The 20,284-nt window shown below is 40.4% G+C and carries 16 protein-coding genes; 8 read left to right on the top strand and 8 right to left on the bottom strand.

Going from position 1 to position 20,284, the window contains the following annotated elements; all coding sequences use genetic code 11:
* Positions 1 to 361 precede the first annotated feature (361 nt).
* The 5 genes from B3P16_RS12715 (at position 362) to B3P16_RS12695 (ending at position 9,185) form a co-directional block, all read left to right on the top strand.
* A complete protein-coding gene (locus B3P16_RS12715; RefSeq protein WP_286843174.1) occupies positions 362 to 3,451 on the top strand; it encodes a SusC/RagA family TonB-linked outer membrane protein in 3,090 nt (1,029 codons plus the stop codon).
* A 23-nt stretch (positions 3,452 to 3,474) separates the two neighbouring features.
* Positions 3,475 to 5,220, top strand: coding sequence for a RagB/SusD family nutrient uptake outer membrane protein (locus B3P16_RS12710; RefSeq protein WP_286843173.1), 1,746 nt, complete (start codon positions 3,475 to 3,477; stop codon positions 5,218 to 5,220).
* 169 nt (positions 5,221 to 5,389) lie between these two features.
* The gene (der, locus tag B3P16_RS12705) at positions 5,390 to 6,691 is read left to right on the top strand and encodes a ribosome biogenesis GTPase Der (protein WP_112375434.1); all 1,302 of its coding nucleotides are present in this window, start codon (positions 5,390 to 5,392) and stop codon (positions 6,689 to 6,691) included.
* A 21-nt stretch (positions 6,692 to 6,712) separates the two neighbouring features.
* Positions 6,713 to 8,179, top strand: a complete 1,467-nt coding sequence (gene cysS, locus B3P16_RS12700; RefSeq protein WP_286843171.1) for a cysteine--tRNA ligase — start codon at positions 6,713 to 6,715, stop codon at positions 8,177 to 8,179.
* Between the two features lie 121 nt (positions 8,180 to 8,300).
* Positions 8,301 to 9,185 (top strand): DUF4440 domain-containing protein, encoded by an 885-nt coding sequence (locus tag B3P16_RS12695; RefSeq protein WP_112375433.1) that lies wholly within the window; start codon positions 8,301 to 8,303, stop codon positions 9,183 to 9,185.
* An 80-nt stretch (positions 9,186 to 9,265) separates the two neighbouring features.
* Here B3P16_RS12695 and B3P16_RS12690 read toward each other — a convergent pair whose 3' ends face one another.
* Complete coding sequence (locus B3P16_RS12690) at positions 9,266 to 10,615, bottom strand: peptidylprolyl isomerase (protein WP_112374932.1); 1,350 nt, start codon at positions 10,613 to 10,615, stop codon at positions 9,266 to 9,268.
* 480 nt (positions 10,616 to 11,095) lie between these two features.
* On the opposite strand from B3P16_RS12690, the gene B3P16_RS12685 reads away from it, so the two are divergent.
* Positions 11,096 to 12,187: a lactonase family protein gene (locus B3P16_RS12685; protein WP_286843169.1), complete on the top strand. Its 1,092-nt coding sequence runs from the start codon at positions 11,096 to 11,098 to the stop codon at positions 12,185 to 12,187.
* Between the two features lie 58 nt (positions 12,188 to 12,245).
* Here B3P16_RS12685 and mnhG read toward each other — a convergent pair whose 3' ends face one another.
* From mnhG to B3P16_RS12650, 7 genes are read right to left on the bottom strand one after another with little or no spacing between them, the layout of a single operon-like run.
* On the bottom strand, positions 12,246 to 12,596 hold the full coding sequence (gene mnhG, locus B3P16_RS12680; RefSeq protein ID WP_046671613.1) for a monovalent cation/H(+) antiporter subunit G: 351 nt from the start codon (positions 12,594 to 12,596) through the stop codon (positions 12,246 to 12,248).
* On the bottom strand, positions 12,589 to 12,864 hold the full coding sequence (locus B3P16_RS12675) for a monovalent cation/H+ antiporter complex subunit F (protein ID WP_046671612.1): 276 nt from the start codon (positions 12,862 to 12,864) through the stop codon (positions 12,589 to 12,591). Before B3P16_RS12675 ends, mnhG begins: the two co-directional genes overlap by 8 nt.
* Positions 12,861 to 13,319, bottom strand: coding sequence for a Na+/H+ antiporter subunit E (locus tag B3P16_RS12670; protein WP_227550155.1), 459 nt, complete (start codon positions 13,317 to 13,319; stop codon positions 12,861 to 12,863). The genes B3P16_RS12675 and B3P16_RS12670 overlap by 4 nt, the downstream gene beginning before the upstream one ends.
* 19 nt (positions 13,320 to 13,338) lie before the next feature.
* Positions 13,339 to 14,847, bottom strand: coding sequence for a proton-conducting transporter membrane subunit (locus B3P16_RS12665; RefSeq protein ID WP_112374930.1), 1,509 nt, complete (start codon positions 14,845 to 14,847; stop codon positions 13,339 to 13,341).
* The gene (locus B3P16_RS12660) at positions 14,844 to 15,200 is read right to left on the bottom strand and encodes a Na+/H+ antiporter subunit C (protein WP_046671609.1); all 357 of its coding nucleotides are present in this window, start codon (positions 15,198 to 15,200) and stop codon (positions 14,844 to 14,846) included. The genes B3P16_RS12665 and B3P16_RS12660 overlap by 4 nt, the downstream gene beginning before the upstream one ends.
* 2 nt (positions 15,201 to 15,202) lie before the next feature.
* Positions 15,203 to 15,622 (bottom strand): Na+/H+ antiporter subunit B, encoded by a 420-nt coding sequence (locus tag B3P16_RS12655; RefSeq protein WP_075994294.1) that lies wholly within the window; start codon positions 15,620 to 15,622, stop codon positions 15,203 to 15,205.
* Between the two features lie 56 nt (positions 15,623 to 15,678).
* Entirely contained in the window at positions 15,679 to 17,988 is a 2,310-nt protein-coding gene (locus B3P16_RS12650) for a putative monovalent cation/H+ antiporter subunit A (RefSeq protein WP_286843167.1), read from the bottom strand.
* A 363-nt stretch (positions 17,989 to 18,351) separates the two neighbouring features.
* Between B3P16_RS12650 and B3P16_RS12645 the strand changes: the two genes are divergently transcribed.
* Together B3P16_RS12645 and B3P16_RS12640 are read left to right on the top strand one after the other, a co-directional pair.
* Positions 18,352 to 18,879 (top strand): RNA polymerase sigma-70 factor, encoded by a 528-nt coding sequence (locus B3P16_RS12645; RefSeq protein ID WP_115046558.1) that lies wholly within the window; start codon positions 18,352 to 18,354, stop codon positions 18,877 to 18,879.
* A 46-nt stretch (positions 18,880 to 18,925) separates the two neighbouring features.
* The gene (locus B3P16_RS12640; protein WP_286843165.1) at positions 18,926 to 20,083 is read left to right on the top strand and encodes a FecR family protein; all 1,158 of its coding nucleotides are present in this window, start codon (positions 18,926 to 18,928) and stop codon (positions 20,081 to 20,083) included.
* Positions 20,084 to 20,284 lie beyond the last annotated feature (201 nt).

Genomic DNA, 20,284 nt, shown 5'->3' with positions numbered 1-20,284 from the left:
GGTCCCCGCTACTAAAAGAAAAAAGCCGAGGTGAATATCTTGGCTTTTTTTTGTGTCCTAAATCACGCTATAATACCACCTGTCTTTCAGGATTATCTTTTTCCTGCTCGTCTAAATTTCTCATTGTCGACTGTCCTGAGGTTGTTAAAAAACTGTCTTTTGCTGTTAGTTAATCGCTCTAATTTTTTGATAGTGGATTGTACTGTAAAATGTGTGTTTATGCAATCGTTTGTTTAATTGGCGCAATCGATTTCGTTGCTGCTAAATTTTGATATACTGTCATCATCCTTTAGTTTTAGCATTCATGTACCTAAATTTTGATTAGCACGCTAATCAATTTTTAAACTAACTATTAAATATTATGATTTCAAAGATTCTCGACAATCACAAGTTGAGTCTGTTATCATTAGCTTTACTCATTACAAGTACACACAACTTGGCTAATGCTAATGGTCTTACGTTTCCAAACAACAATATTTTGTTGAATGACGCGGTTTATCAACAAAAAGTGAATGGAAAAGTGCAGTCAACAGACGGCCCATTGGCTGGTGCAACCATTAGTGTTAAGGGGAGCGCTAAATCGACATCGGCAGGAGTAGATGGACGGTTTACCATAGATGCTAAAAATGGTGATGTACTGGTCGTTACAAGTGTTGGTTATAAAACACAGGAAGTGACGGTGACAGGACCGGTTGTTAACATCAATCTGGAGTCCAATAGTGAAGCACTTCAGGAAGTTGTTGTCGTTGGGTATGGAACACAACAGAAAAAAGAAAGTTTAACTGGTGCCCTTCAGGCTGTTAAGGGAAACAAATTACGTGATGTCACTACGCCGTCGGTTGAGAATATGCTGAATGGTAAGGCTGCCGGTGTATATGTTGCACCAGGGGCTGGTAAACCGGGGTCAAATGGTGGTGTTGTGATTCGTGGTCAGGCAACCCTAAGCGGTACGACGAGTCCGTTGTGGGTTATTGATGGTGTTATCGTTGGCTCAAGCCCAGGTGATATCAATCCAGATGACATTGAATCATTGACTATCCTAAAAGATGCTGCCTCAACATCTATTTATGGTTCTCAGGGTGCAAATGGTGTTGTTGTCGTTACAACAAAAAATCCTTCGGCTTCCAAAACAAGCATTAGTTTTTCTACAAAAATGGGTATCAACCAACTTTCCAATGGACACATGGAAATGATGGACGGGGCTGAACTTTATGACTACTTTGCTTCATTTTCGAATCCCGCTGATATCAAATTCCCACGTTGGAATTCGGACTTGCGCAATAGCAATTTTGATTGGTGGAAGCTGGCAACGAAGACCGGATTTGTCCAAAACCACAATTTATCCATTCAGGGAGGAAATGATAAACTACAGTCTTATTTGTCTTTAGGGTACTACAACGAAGCCGGTGCTGTAAAAGGGTATGATTACGATCGTTATAACTTTAGATTACGTACCAACTATAAGCCTTTTGACTGGTTGACCATCAAGCCATCTATTGCCGGTTCGAGACGTGCGGTAGATGATCGTCAATATGATGTCAATGCCATGTATGGAAACCTACCTTGGGATAGTCCATACGATGCAAATGGAAATTTAGTGCCACACCGTTATAGTGGCTGGGTCAATAATGCAAGCACGAATTACTTGTATGACTTGCAATGGAATCATAGTGCCAATACCAATTATGAATTTATGGGTAACTTAGATTTCGATGTCAAATTAACGGATTGGTTGACCTTCTCCTCTGTCAACAATTATCGCTACAATACGTATTCTGACAGTGGTTATCAAGATCCGCGATCAAACAGCGGTGAAAGTGTAATTGGGCGTGTGACGGATTACCGCATGGAGTTTGCGCGTCGTTATACCAACCAAATCTTGCGTTTCAACAAGACCTGGGATAAACATAGCCTGAATGGATTGGCTGCATACGAATTTAACGACTACTGGACAAAAACTTTAGATGCTTACGGAACGGGTATTGTAAATGGTTTCGAGGTATTGGATGTTGTTGCAAAACCAGAACGTACGAAAGGTGGAATTTCCGAATGGGCAGTACAGTCCTTCTTGTCGAATGCAAACTATGCATACGATAATAAATATCTGGCACAGGTGTCGTTTCGTCGAGATGGAGCATCCAATTTTGGTACCAATGCGAAATACGGAAATTTCTTTTCAATCAGCGGTGGTTGGAATATCAATAAAGAAGAGTGGTTCAAGGCTGATTGGGTAGATAACTTAAAACTGCGGGCGGCTTACGGATCAGTAGGTAATAGACCGAGCTCATTATATCCACAATATAGCCTTTATTCGGTATCAGCATCATCAAGCTATAATGGAATACCAGGGGCATTAATTAGCCAAATCGGTAATAAAGATCTGACTTGGGAAAAAACATACACAACAGGATTTGGTGTGGATGCAGCCTTATTTAAGAATAGGCTAAGACTTAATGTTGATTATTACGATAAGAAGACTGATAATGTGCTTTATCAAGTGCCGATCAGTGGTCTGACAGGTGTCACTTCTATCTGGAAAAATATTGGTAAGATGCAAAACCGGGGGATTGAATTGACCATCGGTGGCGATATCGTTCGCAATGATAATGTACATTGGAGTTTGGATGTTAATTTAAGTCACAATGTGAATAAATTGACGGAGCTATTTGCGACAAAAGATGCCAATGGTAATCTTGTTTCGAAACCAATTATCGCAGGGGACGGATCAGGGATAGCTGGATCGGCGCAACGTTTGCTTCAACCTGGTTATCCGGTAGATACCTATTATCTAAAAGAATGGGCTGGTGTCAATGTTGATAATGGTTTGCCAATGTGGTACAGATACGAGACAGATGCCAATGGCAATGAAACGAGGACTACAACGTCGAACTATTCCAATGCAACTTTCCGTAATGCAGGAAAAGGAAATGCAGATCTCTTTGGCGGTTTCAGTACAGCCTTAAGTTATAAGCAGTTTGATCTAAATGCCGTGTTCGGGTTCTCTTTGGGCGGTAAGTTGTATAATTATTCGCGCCAAGAATTTGACTCGGATGGAACTTATACCGATCGTAATCAGATGAAGTTACAGGATGGTTGGAGCCGCTGGGAAAAACCCGGTGATGTTGCTACTCATCCGATAGCAAGATACGATAACCAAGATAAAGGTAATTCACCGTCAACACGCTTCTTGGAAAGTAACAATTTCTTAAAAATGAGATCCTTGACTTTGGGTTACAACTTCGATCTGAAAAAGTATAACATCAAAAATTTACGTGTATTCTTAGCTGGAGAGAATTTGTTTACGATTACAAACTACTCGGGTGTTGATCCGGAGCTTCCATTGACTGAACCAGATGGTAAAGGCGGGGGTGGTCAAATGATCAGATCTACAGGCGTCTCTGTATATCCAATGGTTCGTAAATACATGTTCGGCGCAAGTGTGACATTTTAATTTTAACGTTTAGAAAATCAATAATGAAAAAGATATTAATCGGACTTTTGATCGCATCGGCAGTATCCTCCTGCGATATCGATCGTCTTCCTTATACTTCGATGGACGAAGAGAATATTGTGAGTAATCCTGATGCCATGGTAACAGGTACTTATGCGCAGTTAAAAGCTTGGTCCGACCCAATGCACCGTCTTGGTGAATACGCTGGTGATAATATGATGATCCGCGGGTCATCGACAGACGCATTTTACGAATTTATCTCCTATGCGAGAACACCTAATAATTACCGTTTGCAGAACTTCTGGGATAGCGGTTATAAAGCTATCGCGCAATCTTCGAACGTCATTAAGATGTTTGCCGAAGGTCAAAGTGAAGAGATGGATAATAAGTTGGGTGAATGTTATTACATCCGTGGAATGATGTATTTTTACCTTTGCCGTGCGTTCGGGAAGCCTTATTACCAAAGTCCCGAGACAAACTTGGGTGTTCCAATTGTCAACGGTACACCTGAAGATGTATTCAATGATTTGAACTTGCCAGACCGTGCGTCTGTAAAAGATACTTATGCGCAAGCGATCAGTGATCTGAAAAAAGCAGAAGCTTTATTGAAGATCGATAAGGGGGCAGTGTATGCTTCAAAGGGGGCGGCACAAGCAATGCTTTCCCGTATATACCTGTATATGAGCGACACGTATAAAAATCCAAATGCAGAATATGCACGTCTTTCTGTAGAATACGCAGACAAGGTGATTAATTCAGGTAAATATGTCCTATTGGCTCGTGAGCAATTCATGAAATACAATACCTTTAGACCAGAAGATAACAAAGAGACGATCTTTGCGGTGAAACGTGTCGCTTCTGAATTTTCAGGTGATGATCACTATTATGGTATTGGTGGTATGTACTCCAATATCGGTGGTATGGGCTGGGGCGAGATGTATTCCAGTGCCAAGTACATTGATTTATTAAATGAAACAGGTCGCAATGACTGGAGACCTGATCATTATACGATTGTCGATGCACGTGCGGCCTTTATTGAACCTACTTATTCCAAAGATAAGGCCGGCAAATACTCAACTGTGTTTCGATTTATCAAACAAGATATACCTGCGAAAGCCGGTGATCCTAAAACAATGAGCTATCTGCAAATTCCAGTTGTAATTAACGGAAATACTGTTGTTGCACGAGAAGTCAAAAAGATAGGTGATAATGAGGTTGTTAAAGAATATACATTGACGGCAATTAATGCTAATCAACAGACCTATTCAATTACTTATGAAGATGGCAATACCTACTCCGGTATGATCGATTACTATATTTCCTTAAACCGTGCTTATCCACAATTCTATATTGTGAAATGCTCACGTGAAGGCGAGGAGTCGCAATTGCACTCACCTGTAATCAGCCGCTTGGGTGAAATTTATTTAAATCGCGCAGAGGCTAATGCAAAATTAGGTAATTATGGTGCTGCGCTAAATGATTTAAATACCATCAGAAATCGTTCTATTGTCAATGGGGGATATACTTCAATTGATGCTACCAATGCAAGTAAACTGATCGACAAAGAGCGTCAGTTGGAATTGGCTTACCAGGCTGAACGCAGTTATGATGTGTTTCGTAATGGCTTGCCGTTAAATAGAACTTATCCTGGGCCACAAAAACAATTTGAGGATATTGTGCCGACAGATTTTAGAGTGACTTATTTTATTCCACAGGATGCGATCAATTCATATCCAGGGAAATTGACTCAGAATCCAACGTCTAATTAGGCGAATATTGATAATTTAAACCCTATAAATGGCTTTACTTCACGGTAAAGCCATTTTTGTTTTTGTGTCGCGATAATCCCTTTCGAATCCGTATCTTTGTTCCCTTAAGTATATTTTTAGCATAAAAGTGCCACCTGCTGTGATAGTGGGTGGATCAAATAAAATAAATATGGCAAATATTGTTGCAATTGTTGGTCGTCCAAATGTTGGTAAATCTACCTTATTCAATCGTCTTACAGAAAGTAGAAAAGCGATTGTTGATGACTTTAGCGGGGTGACGCGCGACCGTCATTATGAAACAGCCGAGTGGATCGGAAAGAAATTTACAGTAATTGATACAGGTGGTTTTGTACATGGTTCGGATGATGTCTTTGAAGAGGCTATTCGTGATCAGGTCTATATCGCTATTGAAGAAGCTTCGGTCGTTATATTCATGGTGGATGTCACCACTGGCATTACCGACTTGGATGACGAAATCGCTGATATTCTGAGAAGAAGTTCTAAGCCCGTGTATGTCGTGGCTAATAAAGTCGATCACGCTAAATTGCACCATGAATCGGCAGAGTTTTATGCTTTTGGTTTAGGTGAGGTTTTTAATATCTCGTCGGCTACAGGATCCGGTACAGGTGAATTGTTGGATGCTGTTGTTTCTCATTTTGAAGTGGAAGAGGAAGAAGAAGAATCTTTACCGAAATATACCATCGTGGGGCGCCCGAATGTGGGTAAATCCTCCTTGACAAATGCCTTGATCGGCAAAGATCGCAATATTGTAACGCCAATGGCCGGGACAACACGTGATTCAATCCGTATACATTACAATCAATATGGACATAACTTTTTATTGATCGATACTGCTGGTCTTCGTCGTAAGTCCAAAGTAAATGAAGATATTGAATTTTATTCAGTGATGCGTACCATCAAAGCTTTGGAAGATTCTGATGTGACAATTTTAATGCTTGACGCACAGGATGGATTAGAAGCGCAGGACGTTAATATTTTCAACTTGGCGGAGAAGAACCGCAAAGGTATTGTCATTGTTGTCAATAAGTGGGATTTGATCGAAAAAGACAACAAAACAATGAAGGCTTTCGAAGATCGTATCAAAGAGAAAATAGCACCATTTACAGATGTGCCTATTATCTTTACTTCCGTAACCGAAAAACAACGTGTCCTTAAGGTGTTGGAAGTTGCGGATAAGGTATACGCCAACAAGACCAAAAAGATTCCGACTTCCAAGTTGAATGAAGTGATGTTGGATATTATCGAGAATTATCCACCCCCATCCTTAAAGGGTAAATATATCAAAATTAAATATGCAACACAGTTGCCTGGACGGACACCGATGTTTGCATTCTTCTGTAATCTGCCACAATACATCAAAGATCCATACAAACGTTTTATTGAAAACAAATTGCGTGAGCACTTTGACTTTACAGGTGTGCCAATTCAAATATATTTCAGACAAAAATAGATTTCCAAGCAGCGATTAAACATGGACCATAATCTCTATTTATACAATACGCTTTCGCGAACAAAAGAAAAATTCGAACCTATTCATCCCAACCTCGTTGGTATTTACGTATGTGGACCCACCGTATACAGTGATGTGCATTTGGGTAACTGTCGGACGTTTGTATCTTTTGATTTGATTTTTAGATACCTGCGTCATCTTGGTTATAAAGTGCGTTATGTGCGCAATATTACAGATGCGGGGCATTTGGAAGGCGATCGTGATGAAGGGGATGACAAATTTGCAAAAAAAGCAAAATTGGAACAATTGGAGCCGATGGAAATCGTTCAAAAGTATACGATAGGTTTTCATGACGTATTGCGTCTTTTCAATACGTTGCCACCGAGTATTGAGCCTACTGCGACAGGACATATCTCCGAGCAGATCGAAATGATCGAACAGATTATCGAGAATGGTTATGCCTATGAGCGGAATGGTACAGTCTATTTTGATGTTGAAAAATACGTTGAAACATACGATTATACGATATTGACCAATCGTAAATTGGAGGATATGCTCAATAATACCCGTGAATTGAGTGGTCAGGATGAGAAAAAGGGGCGTTTGGATTTTGCCTTGTGGATCAAAGCAAAGCCTGAAACGATTATGCGTTGGCCCGCACCTTGGAGTGTTGGCTTTCCAGGTTGGCATATCGAATGTTCGGCCATGAGCAGAAAGTACCTAGGTGATCAATTTGATATTCATGGCGGTGGAATGGATTTGGCAGCAACCCATCATACCAATGAAATTGCACAGTCCGAAGCATGTAACCATACGAGCCCTGCCAAATATTGGATGCACACGAATATGTTGACTGTCAACGGTGCGCGTATGTCCAAATCTGCAGGGAATGGATTTTTGCCGGGCGAGCTATTTACTGGAAATCATCCCTTATTGAATAGAGGCTATTCGCCGATGGCTGTACGTTTCTTTATGTTACAGGCCCATTATAGAAGTACGTTGGATTTCTCCAATGAGGCGCTGGATGCGGCCGACAAGGGGTATAAAAGGCTGATGACTGCAATCAGTCTATTAGACAAATTGAAGGTGTCGAAAGGTGCTGATTCATTCAATTTGGCTGAAATTCGCCGTAAATGTTACGCGGCTATGGATGACGACTTTAATAGCCCTGTACTCATTGCTGAATTATTTGAAATTGTACGTATCATCAACTCGATTTATGATGGTAAAGCGAAAGTAACGGCAGAAGGATTGGAGGGTCTTAAACTATTCATGAAAGAATTTGTAGAGGATATTCTAGGCCTTCGAAACGATCAGACTTCAGCATCCGATGATATCGATGACGTCATGAATCTGGTCATCAAGCTACGTAATGAAGCAAAAGCAAATAAAGACTTCGTCACCTCAGATCGTATTCGTGATGAGCTTAATTCTATTGGAATTCAATTGAAAGATAGTAAAGAAGGAACACTTTGGAATAAGATTTGATAGATAAGAAATCGAATTTATACAAGAGGAATGCAATGGAATATTCTTATTGGGAAAACACGTTATCTGTGGAAACCAATGGATATTTCATATCACCTTTAAAAGAAAGATCATTTTGCATATGAATTTTTGGAATAGGCTATCCGTCGTCGCATTGATGAGTGTTGCTGGTACAACACTATATGCGCAGATACCTGAGAAAGTTGGAAGCCTATTGCAGGCCGATAAGGATGCTGCTGCATTGGCGAAAGCGTCTACGCCACACCAGGCGTTTCTTTCGATCATTGATAAGGAATCTACGTTTTATGTCCCATCGGCAGTAAATGCCTATAACTATCTGAATAATAGACCAAATATTCCCGATGTTTTAAATTGGCAGCCTACCTTTGCGTTGATTGCTAAAAGTCAGGAGTTTGGTGTGACTTCGGGGTCTATGGACTTTCAGAAAGTAGGTGCAAGATTGCGTCATGGAGAATACTTGACTGTCTGGAAACGCAACAAAAAAGGTAAGTGGCTGGTCGATATTCGTGCCGAAGTTGAAAACAACGGGAACGACGGGGAGTTTGATCTTGAATATATCGAACCTACCGACTCGTGGTATCTGAAGCATCGTTCTAAAGTACGCTTAAACCAGCGTGAAGATATTGTCCTGGAGACAGACAAATTGATGTCAACCGTTTTGAAAGCCGACAATCCAACCGCATATAAGGAGTTTTTAAGTGAGGATGTCCGGTTTTTGTTCCCTTGGACCAATCCGATGGAAGGAAAGGCTAAAATGATGGCCTATCTCAAAAAACAACGCATGACGATAGAGACAGTTCCCGAAGAAGTAAAACGTTCATATAGTGGCGATTTTGCCTATACCAAGGGAACTGCAACGGTGCGACAAAAGGATAAGGTGGTGAAGTATAATTATATTCGTATCTGGCAATTGAGTGAATTAGCGAAGGATGATGTGAAGAAAGCGAACTGGAATATTCTGATCGAGATGATGTTTGAGAAATAATAGGACGATTGCAACATAAAAAAAGGGCTTGAATATATACTATTCAAGCCCTTTTTTTATAGGATAAGTGTATTGTACACTTATTGTTTTTTCCATTTTTTCAATCCTTCACTCTGACCGAAATCATCACTGATATTGATGTAGGTGGTCTTCAATTTATCATCGAACCATTTGCTCAGATTACGATTGGTTTTATCCTGAACGGCGGCTTCTTTGATCTTTGTGAAATCCTCGTCCAAGTTCGCTTTGTGCGGTGGTATACGTGTTTTCAGGTAATTGAAACGGTAACCAACATCGCCCATTTTGTCTGTAAATTGCTCTGGTTTGGAGTATTCTCCCGGTTTTAGCGGATCGATCGCTGTAAATACTGATTTCTCCAAGCCATCCATAGGAATTACGGTTGTGCGGCTTGAACCCTCTTGATTTAGGATCATACCACCATTGAATTTACTCTCCTCCGCATCAGAATAATTTGTAGCGGCATGATAGAAATCCATTTTTTTGTCAACGACCAATTTATAGATACTGTCCAATTTATTTTTTGTTCGTTCTAATGCTGCAGGGCCAGGATTGATCTTCATCAGGATATGGCGTGTGTGTACCTCTTCGCCACGTCTTTCCAGCACCTGAATAATATGAAAGCCATATTTGGATTCGACAATAGGTGATATTTCTCCCGGTTTTAATTTAAAAGCCATGGCAGAGAATTCTTTGACATAATTATCACGTGTACCAAAGCCTAAATCACCACCATAGGGGGCAGATCCGGGATCTTGAGAGTATATACGAGCCATTGTACCAAAGTCGGAGCCATCTACAATCTGTTTGCGGATACCTTCAATCTTCTCGCGCTGTTCCTTTTTCTCTGCATCGGTCAATTTGGGCATCATGACAATTTCACCGATTTCTACCTCGGTATTGAAGTAAGGGAGACTGTCTTTATTCAAGCCCTCAAAATAACGCTTTACTTCCAATGGAGTTACATCTATTTTGGAAACGATGTTTTGTCTCATTTTCTGTGCTTTTAATTGCTCGAAAACACTAGGACGCATCTCTTCTTTGTATTGTAATAAGGAACGGTTGAGGAATTTTTCAAGGCGTTCTTGCCCTCCTGCCTGTTGTGACATGTGGCGCAGACGTGCATTGAGGTTGTCATCCACTTCGGTCTCGGTTACATCGATGGAGTCAATTACGGCTTGTTGTGATAATAATTTTTGGACAATTAACTGTTCCAATATACCATCTTTATAGTTTTCATCTGGTTTATTCCCTTGCGCCAACCATTGAGAATATTGCATATCCACGTCGGACTGTAAGATAATGCCCGATCCAACCGTTGCTACAACGCGATCAATAACTTGACGTTGCGCAAGACTGGCCTGAATTGATGCAAACAGCAATAAAAACAATATATAAATGTTTTTTTTCATCCGTATAAATTATTTATGATATTTATGAGTGATCTTCATTTATATAAATGAACTCGTTTCACTCGGTTATTTGTTCATCATTTGTTTTTTGTCACAAGCATTCACGCTGCCTTCGGCGGTATGCGTAGTATTTGTGTTCAATATATACTTTTTTGAACAACAGCACAAAATTATCAGATTATATGAATTATTCGTACTTTTATTTAACAATATTTTTGTATTCCCAATATTTTAAATGGGTGATTTTGGAATTGTTAAAATTGATGTGCTAAAATACGCATTTGCCTATTAGAAAGGACGGTTTTAACCAAATTTAACAAGTCTATTGACGATATTTACGCCTATAAAATGGCGGGGTTTTAGATCCTCACACTGCGGAATGAATGGGGAAATTTGAGTGGGATCTCGTATAATTTAGAAACAAACTTGATGTAACGGCTCATTCAACAAATGAGTAGCTACATTTATAAAATAATTTCAATGAAAAAAGCATTTGTTTATTTGATGACAATTTTACCTCTGGCTAGTTTTGCGCAACAGATTCCCATGTTTGTGGGAACATATACGAGTAAAACCGCGAGCAAGGGCATCTATATTTATAATTTTGATGTTAAAACTGGTGAAACAACCTTGTCGAGCACACAAGAAAGTAAAGATCCATCCTTTTTGGCGCGAAATAATAACTTTATTTATGCCGTTAATGAGGTTCCAAATCAAGAGGGGACTGTTTCTGCCTATTCTTTTAAGGACGGTCATTTAACTTTTCTAAACTCACTTCCTTCTGGAGGGGAGTCGCCTTGTTTTGTTGAAGTACATCCGAAGGGTAGCTTGCTCGCTGTGGCAAATTATACAGGCGGCTCTGCAGCTTTGTTTGATTTAGAAAGTAATGGTGTGTTAAGCAAAAGAGCGCGTTTAATACAACACGAGGGTAAGGGGGTGGATCCCGTACGCCAAGAAAAGCCACATGTACATTCTACTTTTTTCTCCAATAAAGGGGATAAGTTGTACATCCAAGATCTTGGTTTGGATGAGATTTCTATTTATCCGGTGAATAAAGCGGGAAATGTCTATAGTCTTGCTGATGAATCGGAAGATGTCTTTACTCCAGCTGGAGGAGGACCACGTCATATCGTGTTTGATAAGAAAGAGAAATTCCTATATGTCGTCCTGGAAATGACCGGTCAAATTGCATCGTATAAGAAAGATGGAGATGCATGGATGTATCAAAGTACTTTTGATATCAACCCCGAAGGTTTTAAAGGAAGTAACGGTGGAGCTGATATTAAGATCTCCGCTGATGGAAAATTTCTGTATGCGACCAACCGCGGCGATGCCAATACAATAGCTACTTTTTCGGTAGAGAAGGACGGCGAATTGAAGAAAATTTCTAATCTTTCAGTGAAAGGCAAAGGACCACGCAATTTCAACCTTTCTCCGGACGGGAAATATCTTTTGGTCGCAAATCAATATACCAATAACATTGTTTTGTTTAGCCGGGATGCCAAAACGGGTTTGTTGACAGATACTGGAAAAAAAATCGCTGTACCAGCTCCTGTTTGTATTATATTTTAATCCAGAAAGGACGTTCTAATAAGAAGAAGATTTTTAGGAATAACTGTATAGGCTTTTCTTAAAAATCTTCCTTTCGACAATCTAATTTACCTTCCTTTTCGAGATCATTTAAGGTGGTACCCTTCCATGTTTTCACACGCTGTATATAAGCTGCTCTGCCAATCATGTGTGCGGCAACCGGAGCCGTTAGGATCAGAAAAAATCCAATGGCTATAGCCTTGGTTGTTACGGATACATCCGGGAAGGTCATGGCCGCACAGATGAGTAAAAGTCCCACACCCAGCGTTGCTGCCTTTACCGTAACCGAAAGGCGTAAATAAAAATCGGGCATCCGCAAGATGCCAATAGACGCAAATAGTATGGCCAATGCCCCGATGGTACTGAGTATGGCTAAAGTAATATCAATCATCTTTGCTTTGTTTTTCTAAATAAAATGAAAACGCGATCGTGCCAAGAAATGCGATCAGTGCCAAGATCATGGCAATGTCTAAAAACACTTCCTGCGACGTTCGTATACTATACACGGTAATAATGCCGATCCCGATGGTGATAATGAGATCGAGGGCAATCACACGATCAAATATCTGAGGGCCTTTATACAGACGAATAAAAGCCAGTATGACTGAAATAGTCAGGATCGGAAGGATCACATAATCAAAGTAGCTATTTAAAGTCATCTTAAGAGTTCTAAAAGTCTTCGTTCAACATTATTTTTAAGGGTAGAAACAAACTGTTCTTTGCTTTTCATGTACATGACGTGAATAAAGAGCGTTTTTTTATCTTCACTTACGTCGAGGATAAGTGTGCCGGGTGTCAACGAAATAAAGGTTGAAAGCAGGTTTATTTCCAAATCGGTTTTTGCATCCATGGGGTATTTAACAATCGCCGGTTTGATAAAAAACTTGGGTGTTATCACGTCGTAGGCAACCTGCACATTGGCGACAATCATTTCCCACAGGAAAAAAAGAATAAAACTCAATGTTTTGGGTACCCGATAAAAGTAGCGTTGATCCACCTCATTTCTGTTCATCAACCAGAGGATACCAAATCCCAACATAAAGCCGAATAGGAAGTTGGTATAGTACATCGATCCCGTCAGTGCGACCCAGATAAAGGATAACATGAGGTTCATTAAAAACTGTTTAATCATATCATTTCTGCCCTCCTAATACAGCGTTTATGTAAGGTGATGTGTCCAATAATTGTGTAGCGATCTGATCTGCGACATGGATAATTGATTCGGCGTTGAGTCCGATATACAGGGACGCTGATGCCAAAATAACGACAGGAAGTATGAGCATTGTTCTTTTATAGCCGATCATGCCCGCAAATTTATCCTCAATGATTTCCGGATCGGGGGCATCTTTCCAGAATACCTGTGCCCACATTTTGGCGATGACAAACAAGGTGATAAAACTGCCAATGATCAGAGCTCCCGCGAAAGCATACTTCTCTAGGTGAAAGGCATCTTTGAATAGATAGATTTTAGGCCAAAAGCCCGAGAGCGGTGGGATGCCCACCAGTGAAAAAAGAACAATGGCAAAAAGCAATGAGATCTTTGGGTATTGCGCATAAAGTCCGCCCAGTTTATTCATATCCATGGTACCACGGAGTTGTCGTATAACACCGGCGATGAGGAATAAATTCGTTTTGACCATGATATCATGGATCAGATAGAAAACGGCGCCCAATAAAGCCCATTTGCTATACAAGCCTAATCCGCCAATCATAAAACCAATATGGCAAACGATCAAATAGGAAAATAACCTCCGGATATTGGATTTGATCAATGCACCAAAAGCGCCCGTCAGAATAGTCAATATAGCCAGTACGATAAGGAGTTCTTTGGTAAAATGATTGGGAATAAATAATAGGGAAAAGACTCTGAACAAGGCGTAAATCCCAACTTTGGTCAATAAGCCCCCAAATGTCGCTGCTACGGCCGAAGGCGGCGTATGGTAAGAAGAGGGTAACCAGAAATAGAGTGGGAAAACGGCGGATTTAATGCCAAAACCGATCAGGAAAAATGTTGCTGTAATTTCTACTAATGCCTGATTTTGTATTTTGGGGATACGCAGTGCCAAGTCGGCCATGTTTAAGGAACCTGAAATGCCATAAAGTATGCCTATTCCGGTTAGGAAAAATGTGGAGGCCAGGATATTCATGGCCATATATTTTACAGCCCCCTCCAATTGGGATTTTCTACCCCCTAAGGTCATCAGTACAAAAGAGGAAATAATAATGACTTCAAACCATACGTACAGGTTGAAGATGTCACCTGTCAGAAAGGCGCCGTTAAGTCCCATCATCAAAAAGTGGAAGATCGGGAAATAGCCATAGAGGATGCGCTGGCGTCCCACACCGACACAGGAAAAGATGGAGACCGCCAGCCCTGCGATTGAAGTCAGGAGAACAAGGGTACTGCTGAATAGGTCGGCAACAAAAACAATCCCAAAAGGAGCTTTCCAATTGGCCGCATTCATGGTCAAAATACCACCGTCATAAACCTTGAAGAATAGTTTAAAGGCAAGAATGAGTGCAAGCAAGCTTCCACCAACGCTCAGAAAACGTTGTGCAGTGGATTTGCGCCACAACATCAGTTGGACAATAGCAATAAATAAATGCACGATAATCGTGGCAATAATGTGGTTGTCTATCATATATCTTCTTCCTCAGGCGTGTTCAAATCATCCAGATCATCGGTACCCAGCAATGCATATACACGCTTGAGTAAAACGATGGCAAAGGAGGTCAGGCCAAAGCTGATCACGATGGCCGTTAAAATAAGGGCTTGCGGAATCGGGTCCGCATAAATATCGGTGAATACCTTCAAATCGGGGCCTATGATGGGTGGTTTACCCTTAATAATGTTTCCCAATAAGAAGATCAATATATTGGTACCATTGCCCAGTAACATAATACCCAGCAACAATTTCACCATGCTTCGACGCAGGATGAGGTATATTCCGGCAGCATAAAGGATGCCGATCAAGAGTACGAGTATCAGTTCCATTATTATTCTTCTTCTGTCGTTAAAGCAATTGTAAATAAAATCGTCAGGACAACGCCAATGACAACAAAGTACACACCAAGGTCAAAAAATAAGGCGGTTCCTATCATCCCGATGACGGGAATTTTCTCTTCCAGCCAAAGCCCGGTCATGACGGGATAACCAAAAAATGCAGGTAGGAACATACTGATGGCCGAAATTCCCAGTCCGATGGGGATGAGTGACAGGGGTTTGTATTGAATCAATTTCATGGTATTTTGAGGGCCAAAGGCAAAACTATGCAGGACAAAAGCAATCGAAGCAACCAGGCCGCCCACGAAACCTCCGCCTGGGTAATAATGCCCCCGGAGTAGAAGGAACACCGAGAAAAGTAAAAGTATTGGTAATAAATACCGCGTAGCGGTCTGTAATATTGTACTGTTCATTTGTTATTATTTAGCAATGAGTTGTCCGCTCATTTGTGCATCACCTTTATCTATCATTATTCTTTGTCAGAGGACTTTAAACGTAATTTTAATAAACTATATACCCCCAGTGCAGCGATACTCAATACCACAATTTCAAACATGGTGTCAAAACCTCTGAAATCGACAAGTATTACATTGACGACATTTTTTCCTTTAGCAAGCACATAGGCGTAATCGCCATAGAAATCACTGATATTTGTGGTTGTTGGTTCGTGCAGAACTCGAAGTGCGACCATGGAAAGCAAAATTCCAAAAACGATAGCGACAATGGCGTCACGAATGATGGTGCGCCGGTTGGCCAGGTTCAGGAAAGAAGGTAGTTTAAAGAGTACCAATACGAAGAGCACCACAGTAAGGGTATCGATGGTAAACTGTGTCATCGCTAGATCTGGAGCACTGTAAAACACGAAAATAAGACATATAGCATAACCTACAACACTGGTGGCTACTACGGCTGTTAAACGGGATGAGGTGCGGATGGTGAGTACAATGGCGCCGATCAAAATGCAGACTGTGGTGACTTCGTAGAAACTCACCGGAGATAAGGTTTCCCATTTAATATGGAGTGGCCCACCCAGGTATAGTTGGTAGGCGATGAGTAATTCGGCAAATAAGATAATTTTCAACAGATACGAACGCAAATAGCCGTTGTGCATTTTGCTGGTGAAAAAAGTAGAGAATAAAACAATTTCCTGAGCACATAATCGAATGATATATTCAGGCGAAATCTTATTGAAATTTGCAATCCAAGCCAATTTTTTAGCACTGGGTCTGTTTGCGAAATAAAGTAAGGTACCCGCGGCAATTGTAATAGCGCTTAATAGCAGGACTAAATTAAAGCCATGCCAGATTTTCAGTTGAAAAGTTTCCGGTTTTACAAGTATGCTTACCGCGGTTGGCCCTGCAATCCAGTCGCCGATAAGTCCAGGGATACAGCCAAAAGCAACACCGAGGACGGCTAAAAGTAAAGGCGGGATCCACATGGCCTTATAGGGTAGGTGGATTTCATGAAATTGCTCGGGCAACTTACCCATAAAAGGTTTGATGCCGGCCATAAATCCAGCAGAGACCAGGAGTATATTGGTTGCTACTGCGGCGACAGTCAAATAGAGAAATAAATTGGGGGTGGCGTGTAGCGTTGCCTCATAAATCAGATCCTTTCCAATAAACCCAAATGTAAGTGGAATACCGGCACTGGAAAGTGCCGCTAGGAAACCTGCTATAGCGACAGGCATTAATACCTTACGTAGCCCCCGTAAGATGGTAAGATCCCGCGTTCCCGTTTCATGGTCTATAATCCCCGTAATCAAGAATAAGGCAGCTTTATACAAGGCATGTACGAGTATAAAGACACTTGCTGCGATAACGGCATCCTTGGTGCCTAATCCCAACAAGAATACTAAAATACCGAGGGCGGATATGGTCGAATAGGCGAGTACTCCCTTGAGGTCTGTTCTAAAAAGCGAATGGAATGCAGCATAAAGCATCGTGAAACCACCAATAGCCATGAGGGAATACGTCCAGATCGGGTTGCCCCCAAGAATTGGTGAAAAACGGGCCAAAAGATAGATTCCTGCCTTAACCATCGTTGCCGAGTGTAAGTAGGCCGACACTGGCGTTGGCGCCTTCATGGCACCGGGTAACCAAAAATGGAAAGGGAATTGTGCTGATTTCGTAATTGCTCCAAGTGTTATGAGGGCAAAGACCAGGGGAAATAGTGGATGTTGCTGAATGAGGGATACTTTGTCGATGAGTGCTGTAATATGGTAAGTACCCGCAATATTACCCAGCAAAATAAAACCTGCCAGTAGAAAAAAACCACCCAGACCAGTAATGGAAAATGCAGTTAATGCGCTTTTGCGCGAATCATTTTTGTCATTGTTAAATCCAATGAGAAAAAATGAGCTGATCGAGGTTAGTTCCCAAAAGATGAAGAGCAACAGCATATTGTCCGACAGGACTAGCCCCAGCATAGCCGACATAAAAAGGCAGAGGTAGCCAAAGAACCGGTCGATATACCGATGACCTTTGAGATAGGCATTCGCGTAGAAAAAGATACAAGCTCCAATCCCAGTGATCAATAAGGCGAAAAGTAGGGATAGTCCATCTAATTTAAAATCCAGATTGATGCCTAAGGAGGGCACCCAGGGTGTTGATTGCACGAAATAGGAGCTTTGACCAATAGGTACGATATATTGCGCAAAGTATAGAAATAGAAGTACCGGTAAGAATGCGAGAATAATACCCCATCTGGTTTTTAGGAACCGACCAAATGGAACAATAAGGCTCGATGTTATTAATCCTGACAGAACAGTAAATAGCATTTAGTCTTTGTTTTAATTTTTAACCTTCACTATTTCATCGTTGCCAATGCTTATATGGCGATGAAGGTTTTTTGAAAGTTTACAATATAATAAAAAAAAGCGAAAAAATGCTAGTTTTTGATCATTTTCCCGCTATATAAAGGATGAAAGAGGGGATTTTGTTTTGTCTGTCTGAAAAAAAACTAAACTGGTTTAGCAATTTAGAGAGCGATACATGCTGGTTTAAAATTATTATTTGTGATTAACAAAAAAAAAGAGCATTTTTACGATACAATTATTAAACATTCGTATTCGGATGTGTTTTTTATCCTAAATAACCTCATCTATACAATAATATAAGCTGAGTGTGGAAGCGACCTAACTATGCAGAAAGAAGAAGTATTGTTTAAGACGCACTATAATGGACTTTGCCATTTTGCATGGAAGATTGTTGGTGACCTTTCTGTTGCGGAGGATCTGGTACAAGACTCTTTTATTGCGTATTTCAAAAATACCGATCAAGTCAGCGATAATGATATTGCTATTAAGAATTACTTATACAGTTCTGTCCGTTTTGGCTGTTATAATCATATCCGTCATGAAAAAGTGCGGCAAAAGTATTGGAATGTCGTAGGTTTTACCGAAGAAGATAATACGGCGCTTGAATTGAATATGATTCACAGTGAGGTCATTCAGGAAATATATAAAATTATTGAGGAAATGCCTTTTGCCTGTCAACAAGTTTTTCGGCTGGGTTATCTCGAGGGGTTATCCAATCTTGAAATTACACGCGAGCTACAAATTAGTATCAATACCGTAAAAACACAGAAGCAACGTGGTATGAAAATGTTGCTCAAGCGTTTGAATCCCGAGTTTATTCCCCTTATTATATTTTTGTTAAAAAATATTTAAATTTTTGTCACCCTTTTCTTCGTCTTAGGTTTCTTTATGGTAGTTAATGAAAGAAAACACAAGACATATCGCTGATTTAATACAGAAATTCCTTTTTGGACAATTGACAGCTGAGGAACAAGTACAACTTGATGAATGGCTCAAGGCCAGTTCACAAAATAAACAACTTTTAGAATCCTTCCGAAATGCGGAAAATATAGCAGAAGATTTAGCTATTATTCGGCAATTAGACGCAAATCAAGCATGGGGCCGGTTGAAAAATAAAGAAGCTAACAGCAGGAGATTTTTCTGGAAATGGCCCTTAAGCATTGCAGCATCTATTGTATTTTTGTTAGGAGGTTTTCTATTATGGAAAGGTGATTTTGCCTCATTCTTTTCGGGCGATAAAAGTGTAGTAGTTGCAAAAAAGCAAGATATTGCTCCTGCAACAAGTGGTGCGGTATTAGTGCTAGCTGATGGTACCAAAGTTTCTTTAAATAGTGATTCTACGAAAACCCTGACTAAAAACAATAATCTGATTGGGAACAGCAATGAACTGATCGTTAAGCAAACAGATCAAGCGATCCCATTACAATATAACTCTTTGATTGTTCCAAAAGCAAGTTTCTATAAGATGACTTTGGCGGATGGGACTAAAGTATGGGTAAATGCGTTATCTCAATTGAAATTTCCGGCGCAGTTTTCAGCTAAGGAGCGTAGAGTTTTTTTGGAGGGAGAAGCCTATTTTGAAGTTGCCCCTAATGCAGCGCAACCATTTATTGTAGAATCCAGAGGAAATGAAATCAAGGTGTTGGGAACACATTTTAATATTAACGCCTACTCCGATCAGATTCGTACAACTTTAGCTGAAGGGAGGGTCGAGGTGCGGCAGAATAATCAGTTTGTCGAATTATTACCAGGTGAATTCGCTTCTTCTTTTAAGGATAATTTGGTCAAAGGGCGGGCAGATCTAGCCCATGATCTTGCTTGGCACAATAATGAATTTTATTTCAAAAAGGAAACGATAACGAACATAGCACATCAGTTATCGCGCTGGTATGATCTCGATGTTACCTTCCGAGGAGATGTGCAGCTGGATAAAGAGTATACCGGAAGTATCGAACGTGATGTAAAATTGTCACAGGTATTGGAGATGTTATCCTATGTCAGTAACCTAAAATTTGAAGTTGAAGGCAATAAATTGATTATTGCTACCAAAAGTTAAGGATTAACAATTTATAAAGCAGTAAATAGCACGCCTATGGTAAAATAATACATCAAAAGCAATGACCTAAAAAAAGAGAACAGGAATGTTGCAGCATCCCTGTTCAGAAAAAGATGCGATCATCAGGTCCTAAATCTAAAAATGAACAATTAAATCCCAATAAACCACAAAGTGTAAATGTATGAATAACTTACCACTTAG

The organism is Sphingobacterium sp. UBA7631 (assembly GCF_002483935.1).
In the GTDB taxonomy this organism is placed as follows: Bacteria; Bacteroidota; Bacteroidia; order Sphingobacteriales; family Sphingobacteriaceae; genus Sphingobacterium; species Sphingobacterium multivorum.
Note: the sequence above shows the minus strand (reverse complement) of the source record. Positions and strands in the feature narration are given on the sequence as shown.